Genomic DNA, 17,566 nt, shown 5'->3' with positions numbered 1-17,566 from the left:
ATGAAAACCATCGGAATAAAGCTATTGATACTTGCTGTTTGTATATGCGGAGGCTTATTGCTGATGAAATCCCTTACCACAAAAACTAAATCATCCGTTGCTACCAGGCCGGTATTGCTTTTACATAAAGTAACGGTGAATGGAAAACCGGTGGATAGCATCGTTTATAATAGTAAAGGACATATGACCGCCATCTGGTTTTATGACGACGTTACCGGCAGATGGGATGCACATCATGAATACATCTATGGCACTTCCGACAAGGTAGAAAAAGTACTGGCATACTGGAAAAATGAGCTGATGGAAATTGATTCTCTTTATTACAATGATGACAGCTTTACAAAATATACGGTATCTACCAGGGCTTCTACAGAAGTAACCGGTGATACCCTGCAATTTCAGTTAAACAAATTTGGTAAACCAATACGCATAGGCAATACAGATACTTTTACCCTCGATAATTACCGTTATGTGTCGTACGATGACCTGGAATATATTGATAATAATCTGACCCGTATCATCATGAATGACTATTATATTTTCCCGGCAGATCGCAATGCTGTCGTTAATCATCAGACCATCACAGACATCAGATATGATACGAATCCAAATCCGTTTGCACCGTTATGCCAGGACTATCCTGGTATAACGCGTGAAACGTTTCATCCGTCCATACTTTTCTCCAATGCCACCAACAACATGTTGACCCAGAAAACAACGGATACTTATGGTAGCAACACCAATAATGCCACTATTCAATGCTGCTACAAATACGACGCTACCACCCTGCTACCACTGGAACAAACCTATGAAAAACTGGAGCTGGACGAAGCAGATAAGCCTGTTGTAAAATATTACGGGATACAGTTTTATTATAAGCAGCAGTAAAATACCATTTCCTCTCCTTATTTACTGCTTTTTCTATCAAATTAAGAAGCTGAAAATTGGCATATTAAACATAGGGTTTTTAATATGATAATCCGATTATCACCCGAAAAAAATATTTGCTTACGAAAACGCCATACTGTAGAAGCATAGCCGATTTTGACAGATTTATTTGTGCAGATTTATTGTTGATATTTTTGTGTAGATGTACCTTTGCAATAGTAAAAAACATAAAATTTATGATGACGGCAGCACAATATAAAATACTCAAAAAAGCGCTTGTCGAACAAAGAAAAAAAGTCACCGCTTCTCCTGAAGCAGCTAACAAATTTTTATCTGAATTGGGACTAGATAAAGTTGTGATGGCTCCTCCCAAAGTTACCCCTTCCAAAAAAACTGTAGTTAATAAATCCTCCAAAAAGAAATAATGGTCTTACCTGCCATTTAGTATTTCGTTTTCATTTATTATAAGATTTAATAGCAATGCATATTTATTCATCCGATTCCGGATTGTTTATTGGTTTTCATGGATGTAAAGAGGAATTAAGAGATGATGTTATTACCAATAAAACGCAGCTTAGACCTAGACTAGACAAGCAGCATATATTGTCACGTTCGCACCAAACCTAATACAGATAGTAATTTCAAAAATAATCCAATATAAATAATCAATATCCTTCCATAAGTACATTAGATTTACCCGTCTTTAAAATCGAATATACTTATGAAGCAGATAAACCTATTATTTACTGTTGGCTTACTATTTTTGTTATCCTGCAAAAAAAATGATACAACTTCTCCCCCTCCTACAGTGGAAAAAGAATATCGCCTGTTATCTGTTTATAAAAATGGTATCCTGATGGATACCCTGATATATGATAATGCAGGTAAAGTAACTGACTTTTATTATTATAATATGGTGGCTTATGATAACGTTACAGATACATTCCCACCTAGTCATGCTATCATAACATATGAAAACGGCAGACAAGTCAGGGATAGTGTCTATACCGCAGAAAGCAGAACCCCTCCACTAACCTGGAGATTATATATGGTCTACACTTACACTTATCAACACGATACGTTATACATGCGGTGGAAATATGAGGGAGGTAGTAAGGATAGTCTGTTTTGTTTAGTAGATGATAAGTTGAATATAGTCCAGATGTATTCAAAGGATACTGTAATTAACCCCTATGATAAAGATGCCAAAAAAGTAGAGTATCGGACTAGCAAATATGATGGATATAACCTGATGGAAGAAACTTATTACTACTGGTTTGGAAACAAAGGCTCAAATTTCGATTATACAAATATATATAAAACCTTAAATGTCTATGGAACAGCCAAGAGCCCTTTACTTAGCGTAATGAAGGTTAGTCCCCTGACACTAGCTATTTTGGGCCAGAATCGCTCTCGCGGATCTGTTGGCGCCAATAACCTGCTGAAATCATCCTACTATCAGAACGGTGCTTTGCTATCTTCCAGCACCTATACCCCTACCGTTGATCCGGTAACAGGGTATCTTTCTTCTGAAAGCATAGTGACCGTCGGCGATCCGAACTATCCATCTCCCTATACTCTTTCCTATAAAATGGAAGCAGTTAAATAAAGATATTTAGCAGTCATACTTCTAAAAGCCAGTGGTGAAATTTACTTACCTTGTAAGTAAATTTCACCACTGGCTTTTTATGGATATAGAGAAATTCAGAGAATATTGCCTCTCCCTCCCAGGTGTAACGGAAGAGTTTCCCTTTGGAGAAACTACACTTGTATATAAAGTGATGGGGAAGATGTTTGCTTTAACTGACCTGGAAGAATTTGAGTCTGTTAACCTGAAGTGCGATCCTGATGAGGCTGTGGAGCTCCGTGAACGCTATGAGGGCGTTACACCGGGTTATCACATGAATAAAAAGCACTGGAATACCGTCAGTATGCATTCCAATATCTCCAATAAGCTTATCCTGGAGTGGACTAAGAATTCTTACGACCTGGTTGTGAAAGGCTTACCTAAGAAAGTACGGGAAGAATTGGGCCAATAAAGCCGGTCATCCAATTTTGATTGGAGAATGCAGCGGCTTTTCATTATTTTGCGCCATTCCAAAAACAAATTTACCGTTTATGAGAAAATGGCTGCTACTGGCCTATGCCGTACTGTTCCTGATACCGGTTGTCACCAAAGCCGTAAACCAGGACTCACTCTGGATGTACGAACACTATACCAAAAAGGAAGTCTACATCCCTATGCGTGATGGTGTAAAACTCTTTACATCTATCTACATTCCTAAGGACCAGTCGGAGAAACATCCGTTTCTGATGACCCGCACGCCTTATTCTGCCGGTCCTTATGGCGAGAATAACTACCGTACTTTATACCGCAATCATTATCTGCAGTACCTGAAAGAGGGCTACATCATGGTAATCCAGGACGTTCGTGGCTGCTGGATGAGTGAAGGTACATTTGTAAACGTTCGCCCTTTTAACCCGAATAAGACTAAAAAAGATATCGATGAAGCCAGCGACACCTATGATACGGTTGACTGGCTCGTAAAGAACATTGCCGGCAATAACGGTAACCTGGGTATCTTCGGTATCTCCTACCCTGGTTTTTACTCTACCATGGGTGCTTTAAGCAATCACCCCGCTGTGAAGGCGGTTAGTCCGCAGGCGCCGGTTACCGACTGGTTCATGGGCGACGACTTCCACCACAACGGTGCCTTCTTTATCAGCGATGGCTTCTCCTTCTATACCGTTTTCGATCATCCGCATCCAAAACCAACGCAGGTGGGCCCTCCGGGTTACGACTATTACACCCACGACAACTATAAATTCTACCTGGAAACAGGTCCGCTGAAAAACTTCGCCAAAATCATCGGCGACAGCGTTCCTTTCTGGCATGAAATGTATGCCCATCCTACCTATGACGACTGGTGGAAAGCGCGTAACGTACGTAATTTCCTGACCAACGTTAAGCCGGCTATGCTGGAAGTAGGTGGTTTATTTGATGCGGAAGACTGCTTCGGTGCCTGGAATACCTATAAAGCGATTGAGCAGCAAAGCAAAAGCACTAATAACCGTATCGTGATGGGTCCGTGGTACCATGGTCAGTGGGCTTCCAATGATGGTACCCATCTGGGCAATGTTCGTTTTGGCTCCAATACCTCTGAATGGTACGCCAACAACGTGGAAATTCCTTTCTTCAACTATTACCTGAAAGGCAAGGGCCAGGCTGACCTGGCAGAAGCTACCATCTTCTTCACCGGTGAAAACAACTGGAAAAAGCTGCCGGCATGGCCTCCTGCTGCCATGCAGCAAAAGCCTGTTTACCTGCAGCCTGATGGCGGCTTGTCTTTCAACAAGCCTACAGCTGCGGCCAGCTATACCGAGTACCTGAGTGATCCTGCCAAACCGGTACCCTATACTGATGGCGTTCACCATAGCCGTACCATCAACTACATGACAGATGATCAGCGCTTTGCCGGACGTCGCCCTGATGTAGCAGTATTTGAGTCTGCCGTACTGGACAACGACGTAACCCTTGCCGGTCCTGTGGTTGCTGACCTGATTGCCAGCACCAGCACTACAGATGCCGACTTTGTGGTTAAAGTGATTGATGTATTCCCTAATGACTTCAAATACGAAGAAGATGCGCCAAGTGAGCACCGTCGTGTGCCTTCTGCGACATACCCAATGGGAGGTTATCAGATGCTGGTTCGTGGAGAGATCATGCGTGGTAAGTTCCGCAACAGCTTTGAAAAACCGGAAGCCTTTGTTCCTAATCAGCCTGCAGCCGTGAAATTCACGATGCCGGATGTGGCTCATACTTTCAAGAAAGGCCACCGTATCATGATCCAGGTACAGAGCAGCTGGTTCCCGCTGGTAGACAGAAACCCGCAACAGTTCCTGGATATCTACAAAGCAGATGCGAAAGACTTTATCAAGGCTAATATCCGTATCTATCATGATGCGCAACACCCTTCCAGTGTGATACTGCCGGTTTTAAATAATTAAGCATCTTTATAGAATATTTAAAAAACGCGTTTCTACTCAATAGAGACGCGTTTTTTATTTAGACAGATGATTAATGGGCTTGCTGCTGTTTTGTTTATTTGGAATTGGCATCTTCGATGCCATTTCGGTGGGTTCCGTCTCTACTGGTCGAGAGTGGGCTGACCCCCGGAATTACGAAATCTTTTGCCTTTTATTTCGCGTAAAACCGCATTCTTCCGCCGCCGCCCCATTCTATCCAGTCGGCAGCGCCTCCGTTCAGGGTTTTGAGTCCTATTTGAACAAAACCATGTTTGGCGATATTATACCGGAAGCCTATACGAAGGAACCATTTCCCTTTTTCGTTGTCGCGCTGCACCAGGTAAACGCCCGCCTGTGTCACCAGTTCAAACCGGCTGATATGAATAGCGTGTCCTGCGTGCAGTCCCATCAGCATTTTATCGCCGGCATTGGCAGTACCGTAGCGGTCTTTATAGATATAGCCCAAACTCCCGTCGTAAAAGCCGTCTATTCCGCCCCCTACGCTCCCGAAATTGCTATAGCGGTAGTCGTAGTCCAATACCAGCGATCCGGTGCCGTAATGGGCTTTAATGCCAAGGTCACTGCTTAGCTGCACCAACCCCAGGGCGCCATAAACCGATAATTCGTGGTAATGGTGCACCGGAGTGATGGGCGTATAGACACAAGTGGGCCTTCGTGGGGCTATATACGTACTATCAATTTGCGTTCTGGCGATTTTGGCGATTGCATTATAGTGATAGCGGAAGCCCACATTCAGGCCCAGCATATTCAGGCCCAGGTTGGGCATGAACATCCGGCCATTGGAAAAATGTGTGAGATCTACCCCGTAAACGATATCAAACATATCAGAGATCTTCCAGACACCACCTACATCCGCATTAAAATACACGGCCACCTTGGAGCCGATAGCATCGTTGTAGGGGTTCTTCAGGGAATCGTAAGGCGCCAGGTCGTAGGTAACGCCGAGGGATAACCCCGCTACAAAATGGTGTCTGGGCCTTTGGTGAAAGGGCGCATAGAAAAAGCCGTACAGGCCACTGGGATAGCCCAGTTCATTGGGGTTGCCGATATTTCCCGTATAAAACCCGATGCCGTAGCTGGGGCAATTGAAAACCCGCTGCCAGTTTTGTTTGCCCGCAGATTGCCAACCCAGGCGTATTTCCGCAGATTTATAGCCGTTATCCAGGGCACTTTGAAAATTCGGATTTCCATTCCCTTCGTATATATGAATGCCGGCATGGAGTTTAAGCTCCAGGTATCTGTGGCTGCCCAGGTTCGGGTCTTTGATGGCTGTCTGCCATAGGTTTGTGGTGTCCTGCGCGAAAGTGATGGTTGATATCAGGAGCAGGTAACAAAAAACGAATATTTGCTTCATAAGACCATAGATGCCAGAACATTCAACAATTGCGCTTATCATTTTGTTGGAACACATATTTGCTTAACTTGCGTCAACATCCCTTAAAACAATAAAGGCTACAAACAACATTATGATGAAAAAATACCTTTTGCTGGGAGCACTCGGATTATTATCCGTACAAGGTTTCAGCCAGACAAAACCGGCAGCAAAAGCTGCGGTGAAACCGGCCCTCAAACCAGCAGCTACTCCGCTGAAAACCCGTATAGACAGCGTTAGCTATGGCATTGGCCTGAGCATCGCAGAAAATATTCATGCACAAGGCCTGGATAACCTCAACGTAGCGATGTTAAGTAAAGCCATCCAGGATGTGCTGAAAAAGAATCCTCAGTTACTTACCAAAGATCAAGCAGATATGAGTATCAGTAATTACTTACAACAGCTGAAGGCAGAGAAATATGCCAAAAACAAAGCTGTTGGTGAAAAATTCCTGGCAGAGAACAAGTCAAAACCAGGTATAGTGACCTTACCTGATGGTTTACAATACCAGATCATCAAAGAAGGCGACGGTGCAAAACCTACCCTGCAGGATAAAGTTAAAACCCACTACCACGGTACTTTAATCGATGGTACTGTGTTCGACAGTTCTGTAGAAAGAGGTGAACCGATTTCCTTCCCGGTAAGCGGTGTTATCAAAGGCTGGACAGAAGCTTTACAGCTGATGCCCGTTGGTTCTAAATGGAGACTGTTCATCCCTGCCGACCTGGCATACGGAGACCGTCAGGCGGGTCCTACCATTCAGCCAGGCAGTGCCCTCATCTTTGATGTGGAGCTGTTGGAAATCGTTAAATAAGGACTTTTCCAATAAACAAAAAAAGACCTGCCAATTGCTGGCAGGTCTTTTTTGTTTATTGGTGGTGGTATTAAGCTTGTTTGAACACGCGTGGCCTACGTTGTTCCAGCAGCATAAAATCCGCCAGCACCATGGCTGTAACGGCTTCCAATACAACAGGTACACGCAGGGCGATACACAGGTCGTGCCTGCCTTTCACGCTGAATGTTTCTACTTCTCCACTTTTAATATTGAGGGTTTGCTGCTCTTTGGGCGTACTGGACGTAGGTTTTACGGCTATACGAAAAACGAGCTGGTTACCGTTGGTGATGCCGCCAACTACGCCACCAGCGTTGTTGGTAGCTGTTTTACCGGTTTTATCCAGTATCGGGTCATTATGTTCCAGCCCTTTCATTTTAGCCGCTGCAAAGCCAGCACCGAATTCGATGCCTTTTACGGCAGGGATGGCAAAAACAGCGTGTGCCAGCGCGGACTCCAGCGAATCAAAGAATGGCTCACCAAGGCCGATAGGCAGTCCATCCACACGGCATTCTACAATACCGCCCACAGAGTCTTTCGCTGCAATGGCAGCTTCCAGGCCCGCTTCCGGATCAGGATTACCACCCACTTCTGTTATTACAGCATTTACGCTGATACTGTCGCCCAGTATCTTTTTTGCGATGGTACCTGCGGCTACGAGGTTGAGGGTCAGGCGGCCACTGAAGTGACCACCACCGCGATAGTCTTCAAAGCCACCATATTTTTCGGTAGCTACGAAGTCGGCATGGCCCGGACGAGGAAACTCACGGAGCTTCTCATAATCCGTACTGCGGGTATTATTATTTTCGAAGAGAATAGTTACCGGTGCGCCTGTAGTGTGGTCGTTGAATACGCCAGACTTCAGGTACGGCAGGTCTTCTTCTTTACGGGGAGTAGTTCCTCTGGAGCCACCTTTACGTCTTTCCAGGTCAGGAAGAAAATCTTCCTGTTTTAAAGGAATGCCGGCAGGAACGCCATCGATATTTACGCCAACGCTGGCGCCATGGGATTCCCCAAAAACATTAACCCTGAATAATCTGCCAAAACTGTTCACGCACTGATAATTTAAGATGAAATATGATGATGAAAACTACGTTTATGCATTCACTGCAATATCAACCTTTCCGTTGATAAGTTTCAGGTGATCGTAGAATTCAGGATATGACTTGTTAATAGCTTCTGCATTTTCAATTACGACCGGAGCATCTGCCGTTAATGCTGCTACTGCGCAGGCCATGGCAATACGGTGATCATTGCATGAGCTGACGGTAGCGCCTTTGATACCGGTACCACCATGTACCAGCATTTCATCGCCATTCAGATCAATACGGATACCCATTTTACCAAATTCCTGTTGCAGCGTAAGTCCGCGATCACTTTCCTTATGCGCCAGGCGACTCACACCTTTTATTTTGGTGATACCATCGCAATTAGCTGCCAGAGCAACTATCGGCGGGAACAGATCAGGACAGTCAGTAGCATCAAATTCAAAAGCCTTCAGGTTATGTTTCTCAATGTTGATGGTAAACATGCCCGGCATGATGTAAGCGCCTGCTTTTTGCAGTGCTTCCAGAATAGCTTTATCAGATTGAGCAGATTCAGTATTAAGATGATGTACTTCTGCTTTACCTGCAACGGCAGCAGCTACGAGCAAAAAGGCAGCTCCACTCCAGTCACCTTCCACGGTATATTCCTTTGCTTGATATTGTTGTTTTTTACCGAAATGGAAAGTTTCAAAATTTTGTTGCTGAACGGCAACACCGAAGTGCTTCATCAGCTGAAGGGTTAATGCAATGTATGGTTTGCTTTTCAGGTCCTGTACCGTGATGGTTACATCTTCTGCTGCAGCACCGTAGGCCATCAGGAGTCCGGTGAGAAACTGAGAGCTGAGGCTACCATCTATCGTGATATCTTTCGGACGGAGCGGCCCCTGTATATGCAGTGGCAGCTTACCTTCGCGGGAAGTGACTTTTACATCCAGCTGTGGCAATACTTCTTCGAAGAAATTCATCGGGCGGGTAGTAAGACTACCATGTCCGTTGATCGTTACCGGTTGTGATGCCAGCGCAACAACGGGCGTGAACATACGGATACCGAGTCCGGATTCGCCGCAGTTGATCTCGTCATATTTAGGATGCACGCCATTACTTTCTATGGTGATATGATCCTCGTGACGGGTAATAGTGGCACCCAGTTTATCAGCCACATCCAGTGCAGCCAGACAGTCGTTGCTCAGTCCGGGATTGCGGATAATGCTTTTTCCATTTGCCAGCAGTGCTGCAGCCACAGCGCGTTGCATGGCGCTTTTGGATGGATTGGCGGTAACCGTTCCGGATATTCTGGCAGGTGATACAGTAACTTGCATATATTAAATTCGTACAGCCGTTTTATTTAGTTAGAAAATTTATAGTCCCTGCAGCATTTCTTTCAGCTCTGCAATAGGAACAGGCATTGTGGTTGCTTTTCCTATCTTCTCCAGCAATACAAAATGTATAGCATCTTTCTCCCGTTTTTTATCCAGTTTGAAGATATCAAAAACAGCATCTTTATCAGAAGTAAATGCAACAGGCAACTGGTAATCATTGATCAGGTTAATGATCCTGAGGGTCTGATCATTGGGGAAACCCATGAGTTGTTCGGAGAAGCGGGAAGCGGCTACCATACCGATAGCAACAGCTTTGCCATGCGCGATATGCTCAATTTTCTCCACTGCATGTCCGAGGGTATGGCCGAAGTTCAGCCAGCGGCGTGGCCCGGTTTCGAACTCATCTTCCAGTACTACCTTTGTTTTTGCATCCACCGATTTTTCTACCAGGTATTGTAAGACGTCTACATCTCTGGCTAATGCCTTTTGTTTATTTGCTTCGAGAAAATCAAACAACTCCGCATCCATGATACAGGCGTATTTGATAATCTCTGCAAAACCGTTATGCCATTCTTCATCAGGCATGGTTAACGGTAACGTATAATCGAAGAGGATGAATTCAGGTTGTGTAATGGTACCCAGGAGATTCTTTTGTTTGCCGTGGCTGACACCATTTTTTCCACCAATGCTTGCATCTACCTGCGCCAGTAACGTTGTAGGAACAAATCCGAAAGGAATGCCGCGCATATAAATGCTGGCTGCGAAGCCGGCAACATCCGTCATCATACCTCCGCCGATGCCTACCAGTGTAGTTTTGCGGTCGGCCTCGTAACTGATCAGTCCATCAATGATTTTCTCAACAGTGGCCATGTTTTTCACATCTTCACCGGAGGGAATAACAATTTTTTTCCATTGATGGAGTTTCGCTCCATGATGACGTTCAACGTTTTCGTCGATCACCAGCACGGAGCGGTTGATATCCACATGATTGCCCAGTTGCAGCAGGCTTTCGCCCAGGAAGTACCTGGTAGCCTGCTGCTTGAATTGGTGCGTTTGTATCTTCATACTACTACTTTTCTTCGTTCATTATTCTGTTCTGGCGATTGATAGATTCCAGGTGAACAGCGTCGAAGTATTTGGTGATGAATTCTTTTGTCAGGCCGAGTTTTTCGCCCTTAGCGATGTTACGCTCCAGAATTTCATTCCAACGGTTAGTTTGCAGAATGGTGATGTTGTTTTCTTTTTTGTATTGACCGATTTTCTCAGCAATTTTCATACGGTTGCCCAGCAGCAGCATGATCTCATCATCTACCTGGTTGATCTGCGCACGCAGTTTTTCCAGTGCAGTGTTGAATTCGCTCTTATCGGAATGTTCACGACGCCATACGATACCGTCGAGGATTTCCGCCAGTTTCTCAGGAGTTACCTGTTGTTTGGCATCAGACCATGCGTTATCCGGATCGATGTGAGTTTCCAGCATCAGACCATCGTAATCCAGGTCGATAGCTTCCTGGGAAACTTCCTGCAGGATATCACGACGACCGGAGATATGGCTTGGATCGCAGATCATTGGCAGTTCAGGCATACGGCGTTTCAGTTCGATTGCCAGGTGCCACATTGGAGCATTTCTGTAAGTAGTATTACCGTAGCTGGAGAAACCGCGGTGGATCAGACCTACTTTGCTGATACCAGCTTTCTGGATTCTTTCAACAGCACCGAGCCAGAGTTCCAGGTCAGGGTTGATCGGGTTTTTGATCAGTACAGTTGTATCAACACCTTTCAGTGCATCTGCCACTTCCTGAACAGAGAAAGGATTCACAGTAGTACGGGCTCCTACCCAAAGGATATCCACACCGAAGTGCAGGGCATCTTCTACCTGTTTAGCGGTAGCTACTTCCACAGCTACTGGCAGACCGGTCAGTTCTTTAGCTTTTTGCAGCCAGGGTAAACCTTTGGTACCGATACCTTCGAAAGAACCCGGGCGGGTACGAGGTTTCCAGATACCTGCACGTAAAACGTCCACTTTACCTGTTTTCTGTAATCTCAGTGCGGTAGCGAGTACCTGCTCTTCCGTTTCTGCACTGCAAGGGCCGGAAATGATCAACGGCTTTTTATCCGATGAAGGATCGGAGAATTTGGTGTTAGCAAGAATCTGCTCCATTGTAGTATGCTGTTCCATAGTATTAAGTTACTGCGTTTTATTAGATTATTGTTATTTCAGGATCTTCCTGATTTTATTTGATTTTTGAATAAGCTTGTAGAAGGTATCGTAATCTTCTTCTTCCAGTAATGTTTTCATTTGCTGTAACTGATTGATATGTTCATCCAGTACATCTAAAACGTTACTACGATTATGTTTGAAGATAGGCACCCACATATCCGGGGAACTTTTAGCGAGGCGCACGGTAGATTCGAAACCACCACTTGCCAGTTCAAAAATGCGGCCCTGTTCTTTTTCTTTCTTCAATACTGTTAATGCCAGTGCGAAGGAAGTGATATGGGAGATATGAGAAACATATGCCGTGTGCAGGTCATGTTCTTCCGCATTCATATATACGGTGCGCATCTGCAACTGGTCTACCATATTCTCAACTACTTCCAGTGCATCATCATCACTGTTTTTCACATCACACAATACCATTGTTTTATTGGCAAACAGGTTCCTGACAGCGGCGTCAGGTCCGCTATACTCGGTGCCGGCCATCGGATGGGCCGCTACAAAGCGTCCTCTGTTTGGATGACCGGCAACGAGTTGCAAGATGATATTTTTAGTAGAACCTACGTCCATAATTACCTGTCCCGGCTTCACCTTATCCATCAGTGTTGGCAGTACTTTCAGCACCGCATCCACCGGAATGGCAAGGATAATAAGGTCCGAGCGGGTGAGTGCATCTTCCAGAGAAGCGCCCTCATCGATGATATGCAGTTCCTTTGCGCGTTCGAGGTGCTCCGGCGACTGATCCACACCGATGATATGACTGGCCACACCCTTTTCTTTAAGGCTGAGTGCCAGCGAACCGCCGATAAGACCTGTTCCTATTATTGTTGCAATCATCGTTTATTACTTGTTAATGGTGGATTTAATTCTTGATATCGCTTCGTCAAATACTTTGACATCCTGACAAAGGCTCACTCTGATATATCCGTTACCGTTAGATCCGAAGATGCCGCCCGGTGTAATGAATACGCGTGATTTATAGAGTACTTCGTCGCTGACTTTATAACCATCTGCATAACCTGCAGGAATCTTTGCCCATACGAACATACCTACCTGGTCTTTATCATAAGTACAACCGATGAGGTCCAGCAGTTCAAATACTTTTTCACGGCGGCCACGGTAGATGGCATTGAGCTGGTCGTACCAGTCTTTACCAAGTTCCAGTGCCTTAACAGCGGCCATTTGCAGTGGCTGGAACATACCGGAGTCCATATTGGATTTGAAACGGAGTACTTCGTTGATCCATTCTGCTTTTCCACACAACATGCCTACGCGCCAGCCTGCCATGTTAGATGATTTACTGAGCGAGTTTAACTCGAGTACGACATCTTTAGCGCCTTCTTCCTGGAGCAGACTTAAAGGCTCTTCATTCAGGATAAAGCTGTACGGATTATCATGACAGATGAGGATGTTATTGTCTTTACCAAAAGCGATGAGTTTTTTTGCGAACTCACGGGTAGCTTTGGCACCGGTAGGCATGTTCGGGTAGTTTACCCACATCAGCTTTACTTTGCTGAGGTCTGACTTAGCCAGTGCATCGAGGTCCGGCAACCAGTTATTTTCTTCAGTCAGGTTATAATCGCGAACAGTAGCACCGCTGAGATTAACAGCAGAGCGGTAGGTCGGGTAACCCGGGTTAGGTACCAGTGCTTCATCACCTGCCTGGAGATAGGTCATGCAGATATGCATGATACCTTCTTTAGAGCCGATGAGTGGTAAAACTTCCGTATCCGGATTCAGCGTAACGTGATAATAGCGTTGATACCAGTCAGCGATAGCCTTACGCAGTGCAGGGATACCTTTATAGCCCTGGTATGCGTGTGTATTGGGGAGTGCGGCATTGGTGTGCAATGCTTCCACTACCGAAGGATGAGGAGGCAGGTCGGGGCTTCCGATCCCCAGGTTAATCACCTTAGGGCTCTGCTGGTTCATCTCTTCGATTTCGCGCAGTTTTTTAGAGAAGTAGTATTCTTCTGTTCCTTGTAATCTTTTAGCTACCTGTATCTGCATATTACCACTAGTTATTAAAGCGTTTTACCTTTTTTATAGATACCTAATACTTTGAGGTGTTCGGTATGTTGTTCAATTTCTTTTAATGCCTGCTGGAAGTGATCCAGGTTATCAAACTCCATGTCTGCGTGGAAGTAATAGTTCCATACTTTAGCCGGGATGGGGAAAGACTGCAGTTTGGAGAGGTTGATACCGGCGTTGGCGATTCTTGTAAGTACTTCAGCGAGGCTACCGCGTTCGTGACTTGTCTGGAAGTAAACGGAGGCTTTATTAGCGTCTGGTGCTGTTTCCACCGGTGTTTTAGATACTGCCAGGAACCTGGTATAATTATTTTTATTGGTATGGATATTAGGAGCGATGATATCGAGTTCGAAGATTTCTGCTGCCAGTTTACCGGCGATAGCGGCGGTAGATTTTAATTTTTTATGGCGAACATGTTTGGCAGAGAGGGCGGTATCTTCCGTTTCTACCAGTTTGATATGGGGATATTTTTCGAGGAAGTCCATACACTGTAGCAGCGCCATTGGGTGAGAGTGTACTTCCCTGATATCCTCCATTGTTTGTCCTGGTAATACCATCAGGTGTTGATTGATTTGCAGGTAGATTTCTCCGGTTACGTGCAGGCCTGAGTTTTTGATCAGGCTATAGTTAGGGAGGATGCTACCGGCGATGGAGTTTTCGATGGCCATGATCCCTGCGTCCACATCAGGTTGTTGTTTCACTTTCCTGACCAGTTCGGCGAAAGAGCCGCAGCATTCGATTTCGGTATTTTTTCCGAAATAAGACTGGGCAGCCACCTGGTGGAAACAACCTTCAAAACCCTGAATCGCTATTTTCATGTGTATATAATTGATTTTTTTGTGTTTTAGTTGTTGTAGCAACTAGTTACCTAAAACAGAAAGGGCCCCGATCTCGGGACCCTTTGCTGAAGAACTTTATATTTTAAAGTTTGATTATCGCAAACGAGTCCCTGTCTTCTTCGCATAAAAGAAGTAAGAGAAGTAATAAAAAAAGTAAGTAGAGAATTGAACTGACATATTTTAATTTTTGCTATAATCAAAAAGGCCTCCCGTTTCCCGGGAGGCCTCTTTTGTAGTTTCTTTTATTTTAGTTTACAAACGACCTCCCTATTCCTGGTACCAGAAATAATAAAAGCCAAAAAATCCAAAAGTCGTTTGTGTTGTCATTGTCTGTTTTCGATTGTGGAACAAAAATACAACTGGATTCTAATTATCCAATAGCAGAAGAAGAAAAATATGATTTTTTTAAAAAAGACTACCGTTTATTGAAATTTATTTAAAACAGAAAAAAATATAAATAGATGATTGTAAGGAGTGATGATAGATTTTTGATGAGGTGATGATCTTTTTTCGGAGATAACAGTAAAATCTGCCTGTCAGGATAACAATGGGGTTGCGTGATTTAGCTGGAGGGGATAAAAATTAGCCAATTATGGCTCATTTTTTAATAGGATGTATTGGAAGATAGAAGGGTTAGCTATCAGCATCATGGCTTTGCCTGTGGATATATAACAAATGTTAATTATATATTAGATATAAAAAATAAAAACCGCTCCGGGATCCGGAGCGGTTTATTATATAATATGCGTTTAAGGCAAAATTATTTTTTAACAGCTTTAACAGCGGTATCAGCAGCAGCTTTAACAGCAGAAGCAGCAGAATCAACAGTAGCTTTAGCTGAATCAGCAGCAGCGTTAACTGCAGCATTAGCAGCGTTAGCAGCTGAATCGATAGTCTGAGTAGCAGCAGCTGCAGTAGAATCAGCTTTCTGCTCAGTAGAACCGTTACCGCAAGCAACTGCGAATACACCGAAAGCAAGAGCTAAGAAACCAAATTTGATTACGTTCTTCATTGTACAATAATTTAGGATGTTTTTTGAATGATTTAACCTTTATACCGGGATCACCCAAAAGGTAACCCAGTATTTTAAAAATTTTTTTTTCGGTACTTTGGGTTACCAAAAGCCAAATAACTGTATAAAGAGTGAAGCAGATTCAAGACATAGCAAAAGACAGGGAATTGTTGCTGGGATTGGCAAAGAATGATGGTAAGTCATTGGAAATCATCTATTCTGAGAATTTTCCGCCGGTTTTGCGGATGATTTATCAGTATAATGGATCTGAAGATGACGCCAAGGATGTTTTTCAGGAAGCTGTGATCATATTATATGAAAAGGCTTGTAAAGGTGACTTTACCCTTACCAGCAGGCTGAAAACATTTTTATATTCTGTTTGCCGCCACCTCTGGCTCAAAAAACTGCAGAGCAGCCATGGTATGTATGCCCTGCCCACCGAATTGGAGGAAATTATCCCGGCAGAAGATATTGTGGATGAACACCAGGAGAAAGACGAACAGTTCAGGGTAATGGAGTCTGCCATGGGAAGTATCGGTCAGCCGTGCAAAACGATCCTGGAAGATTATTATATGTACAGGAAAAGTATGCAGGAAATTGCGGAGAAATTTGGCTATACCAACGCGGAAAATGCCAAAAATCAGAAGTATAAGTGCCTGATGCGTCTCAAGAAACTATTTTTCGATAAATACAATACATCATTATAAGGAGCAGCCATGAAAGAAGATTTATTTCTCATCAGTGAAATTGAGCGTTATCTCGAAGGAGAAATGAGCATGCAGGAAAAGGCTGCTTTTGATGAACTGCGCCGTACCAACCCGCAGATTAACCGCCAGGTGGAAGAACATCAGCTCCTCCTTCAGGAACTGGAACACCTCGGTAATCGCAGGAGCCTGCAGGCACAGATGAATGCCATCCACCAACAGCTGGACATGCCACAGATCCGCCAGGAAGCGGTTGCTGCCAACGATGCGGTAAAAAAATCCCGTATCCGCCGCCGTACCATCGCCAACCTCGCCGCTGCCGCATGTATCGCATTGGTGACCTCCCTGTCTACCATCGCCATCATCCAGAATACTACCCGCAACAAATCCGTTGCCCAGTATGAAGATGTAAGACGTGTACTCAACAATATCCAGCGCTCCCAAAACGCACTGATCAACGATATTAACAATAAAAATAAAGCACCTGTCAACCCAGGCACCTACGGTGGTACCGGCTTCGCTGTTTCCGGCAACGGTTACATCGTTACCAACCTCCACGTAGTAGCCGGGGCCGACTCTATCTACGTACAGAACACTAAAGGTGAAGCCTATAAGGCTGTGAGCGTCTTTGAAGATATTTCCAGTGATCTGGCCGTACTCAAAATTGCTGACAGCACCTTCAAAAGCCAGCCACTGCCATACACCCTCAAGCCCCAGAGCATTACCCTCGGCGAAGAGGTATTTACCATGGGTTACCCCAGAGATGAAATCGTTTACGGCAAAGGTTATATCAGCGCCAAAACAGGTTTCAATGGCGACACCACCGCCTACCAGGTATCTATCCCGGTTAACCCGGGCAACAGCGGCGGCCCCCTCCTGGATGCCAAAGGTGATATCGTTGGTATCATCACCGGCAAACAAACCACCGCTGACGGCATCGCCTTTGCAGTCAAATCAGCACACCTGAAACGACTCCTGGACGAAATGCCTAAAGACAAACAGGCCAAAAAAGAATGGGCACATAAAAGCAAACTGGAAGGCCTGAACAGAGTAGACCAGATCAAAAAAGTGGAAGAATTCGTTTACCTGGTAAAGGTTTATAACTAATAAACGTCCCTGTTAATTTAACAGTTTTCCTCCTGTTGAGGTAGATGAAACATCACTGTTATGATAATAACAGATTCATTAGCTGGTGAGGTTATGATTAAAGAGCTTCATTGTCAATGTAATAGCAGATTCATTACCCAATGAAAGTTTA

17 protein-coding genes are annotated in these 17,566 nt (G+C 44.5%); 8 read left to right on the top strand and 9 right to left on the bottom strand.

Annotated elements, in window-relative coordinates; all coding sequences use genetic code 11:
• The 5 genes from F3J22_RS27870 (at position 1) to F3J22_RS27850 (ending at position 4,896) form a co-directional block, all read left to right on the top strand.
• On the top strand, positions 1–888 hold the full coding sequence (locus F3J22_RS27870) for a hypothetical protein (RefSeq protein ID WP_167021258.1): 888 nt from the start codon (positions 1–3) through the stop codon (positions 886–888).
• Between the two features lie 236 nt (positions 889–1,124).
• Positions 1,125–1,313: a hypothetical protein gene (locus tag F3J22_RS27865; RefSeq protein ID WP_167021257.1), complete on the top strand. Its 189-nt coding sequence runs from the start codon at positions 1,125–1,127 to the stop codon at positions 1,311–1,313.
• A 296-nt stretch (positions 1,314–1,609) separates the two neighbouring features.
• A complete protein-coding gene (locus tag F3J22_RS27860; RefSeq protein ID WP_167021256.1) occupies positions 1,610–2,497 on the top strand; it encodes a hypothetical protein in 888 nt (295 codons plus the stop codon).
• 79 nt (positions 2,498–2,576) lie between these two features.
• Positions 2,577–2,927, top strand: coding sequence for an MmcQ/YjbR family DNA-binding protein (locus F3J22_RS27855; protein ID WP_167021255.1), 351 nt, complete (start codon positions 2,577–2,579; stop codon positions 2,925–2,927).
• Positions 2,928–3,006: 79 nt separating this feature from the next.
• Positions 3,007–4,896: a CocE/NonD family hydrolase gene (locus F3J22_RS27850; protein WP_167021254.1), complete on the top strand. Its 1,890-nt coding sequence runs from the start codon at positions 3,007–3,009 to the stop codon at positions 4,894–4,896.
• A 190-nt stretch (positions 4,897–5,086) separates the two neighbouring features.
• Here F3J22_RS27850 and F3J22_RS27845 read toward each other — a convergent pair whose 3' ends face one another.
• Positions 5,087–6,289 (bottom strand): acyloxyacyl hydrolase, encoded by a 1,203-nt coding sequence (locus F3J22_RS27845; protein WP_167021253.1) that lies wholly within the window; start codon positions 6,287–6,289, stop codon positions 5,087–5,089.
• Positions 6,290–6,404: 115 nt separating this feature from the next.
• Between F3J22_RS27845 and F3J22_RS27840 the strand changes: the two genes are divergently transcribed.
• Complete coding sequence (locus F3J22_RS27840) at positions 6,405–7,121, top strand: FKBP-type peptidyl-prolyl cis-trans isomerase (protein ID WP_240155224.1); 717 nt, start codon at positions 6,405–6,407, stop codon at positions 7,119–7,121.
• A gap of 70 nt (positions 7,122–7,191) precedes the next feature.
• Here F3J22_RS27840 and F3J22_RS27835 read toward each other — a convergent pair whose 3' ends face one another.
• From F3J22_RS27835 to F3J22_RS27800, 8 genes are all read right to left on the bottom strand, one after another.
• Positions 7,192–8,193: a chorismate synthase gene (locus F3J22_RS27835; RefSeq protein WP_167021252.1), complete on the bottom strand. Its 1,002-nt coding sequence runs from the start codon at positions 8,191–8,193 to the stop codon at positions 7,192–7,194.
• A gap of 42 nt (positions 8,194–8,235) precedes the next feature.
• Positions 8,236–9,504: a 3-phosphoshikimate 1-carboxyvinyltransferase gene (gene aroA, locus F3J22_RS27830; RefSeq protein WP_167021251.1), complete on the bottom strand. Its 1,269-nt coding sequence runs from the start codon at positions 9,502–9,504 to the stop codon at positions 8,236–8,238.
• A 39-nt stretch (positions 9,505–9,543) separates the two neighbouring features.
• Positions 9,544–10,569, bottom strand: a complete 1,026-nt coding sequence (aroB, locus tag F3J22_RS27825; RefSeq protein ID WP_167021250.1) for a 3-dehydroquinate synthase — start codon at positions 10,567–10,569, stop codon at positions 9,544–9,546.
• A 4-nt stretch (positions 10,570–10,573) separates the two neighbouring features.
• Entirely contained in the window at positions 10,574–11,683 is a 1,110-nt protein-coding gene (locus F3J22_RS27820) for a chorismate mutase (protein ID WP_240155223.1), read from the bottom strand.
• Positions 11,684–11,716: 33 nt separating this feature from the next.
• Positions 11,717–12,559, bottom strand: a complete 843-nt coding sequence (locus F3J22_RS27815) for a prephenate dehydrogenase (protein ID WP_167021249.1) — start codon at positions 12,557–12,559, stop codon at positions 11,717–11,719.
• Positions 12,560–12,565: 6 nt separating this feature from the next.
• Positions 12,566–13,732, bottom strand: coding sequence for a pyridoxal phosphate-dependent aminotransferase (locus F3J22_RS27810; protein WP_167021248.1), 1,167 nt, complete (start codon positions 13,730–13,732; stop codon positions 12,566–12,568).
• A gap of 14 nt (positions 13,733–13,746) precedes the next feature.
• On the bottom strand, positions 13,747–14,571 hold the full coding sequence (locus F3J22_RS27805; RefSeq protein WP_167021247.1) for a prephenate dehydratase: 825 nt from the start codon (positions 14,569–14,571) through the stop codon (positions 13,747–13,749).
• 781 nt (positions 14,572–15,352) lie between these two features.
• Positions 15,353–15,604: a hypothetical protein gene (locus tag F3J22_RS27800; protein WP_167021246.1), complete on the bottom strand. Its 252-nt coding sequence runs from the start codon at positions 15,602–15,604 to the stop codon at positions 15,353–15,355.
• Between the two features lie 131 nt (positions 15,605–15,735).
• On the opposite strand from F3J22_RS27800, the gene F3J22_RS27795 reads away from it, so the two are divergent.
• Both F3J22_RS27795 and F3J22_RS27790 read left to right on the top strand, forming a co-directional pair.
• Positions 15,736–16,311: a sigma-70 family RNA polymerase sigma factor gene (locus F3J22_RS27795; protein ID WP_167021245.1), complete on the top strand. Its 576-nt coding sequence runs from the start codon at positions 15,736–15,738 to the stop codon at positions 16,309–16,311.
• Positions 16,312–16,320: 9 nt separating this feature from the next.
• Positions 16,321–17,415 (top strand): S1C family serine protease, encoded by a 1,095-nt coding sequence (locus F3J22_RS27790; RefSeq protein ID WP_167021244.1) that lies wholly within the window; start codon positions 16,321–16,323, stop codon positions 17,413–17,415.
• Positions 17,416–17,566: the final 151 nt, after the last annotated feature.

Source organism: Chitinophaga sp. Cy-1792, assembly GCF_011752935.1.
GTDB lineage: Bacteria > Bacteroidota > Bacteroidia > Chitinophagales > Chitinophagaceae > Chitinophaga.
This window is presented reverse-complemented; position numbering and strand designations above follow the sequence as displayed.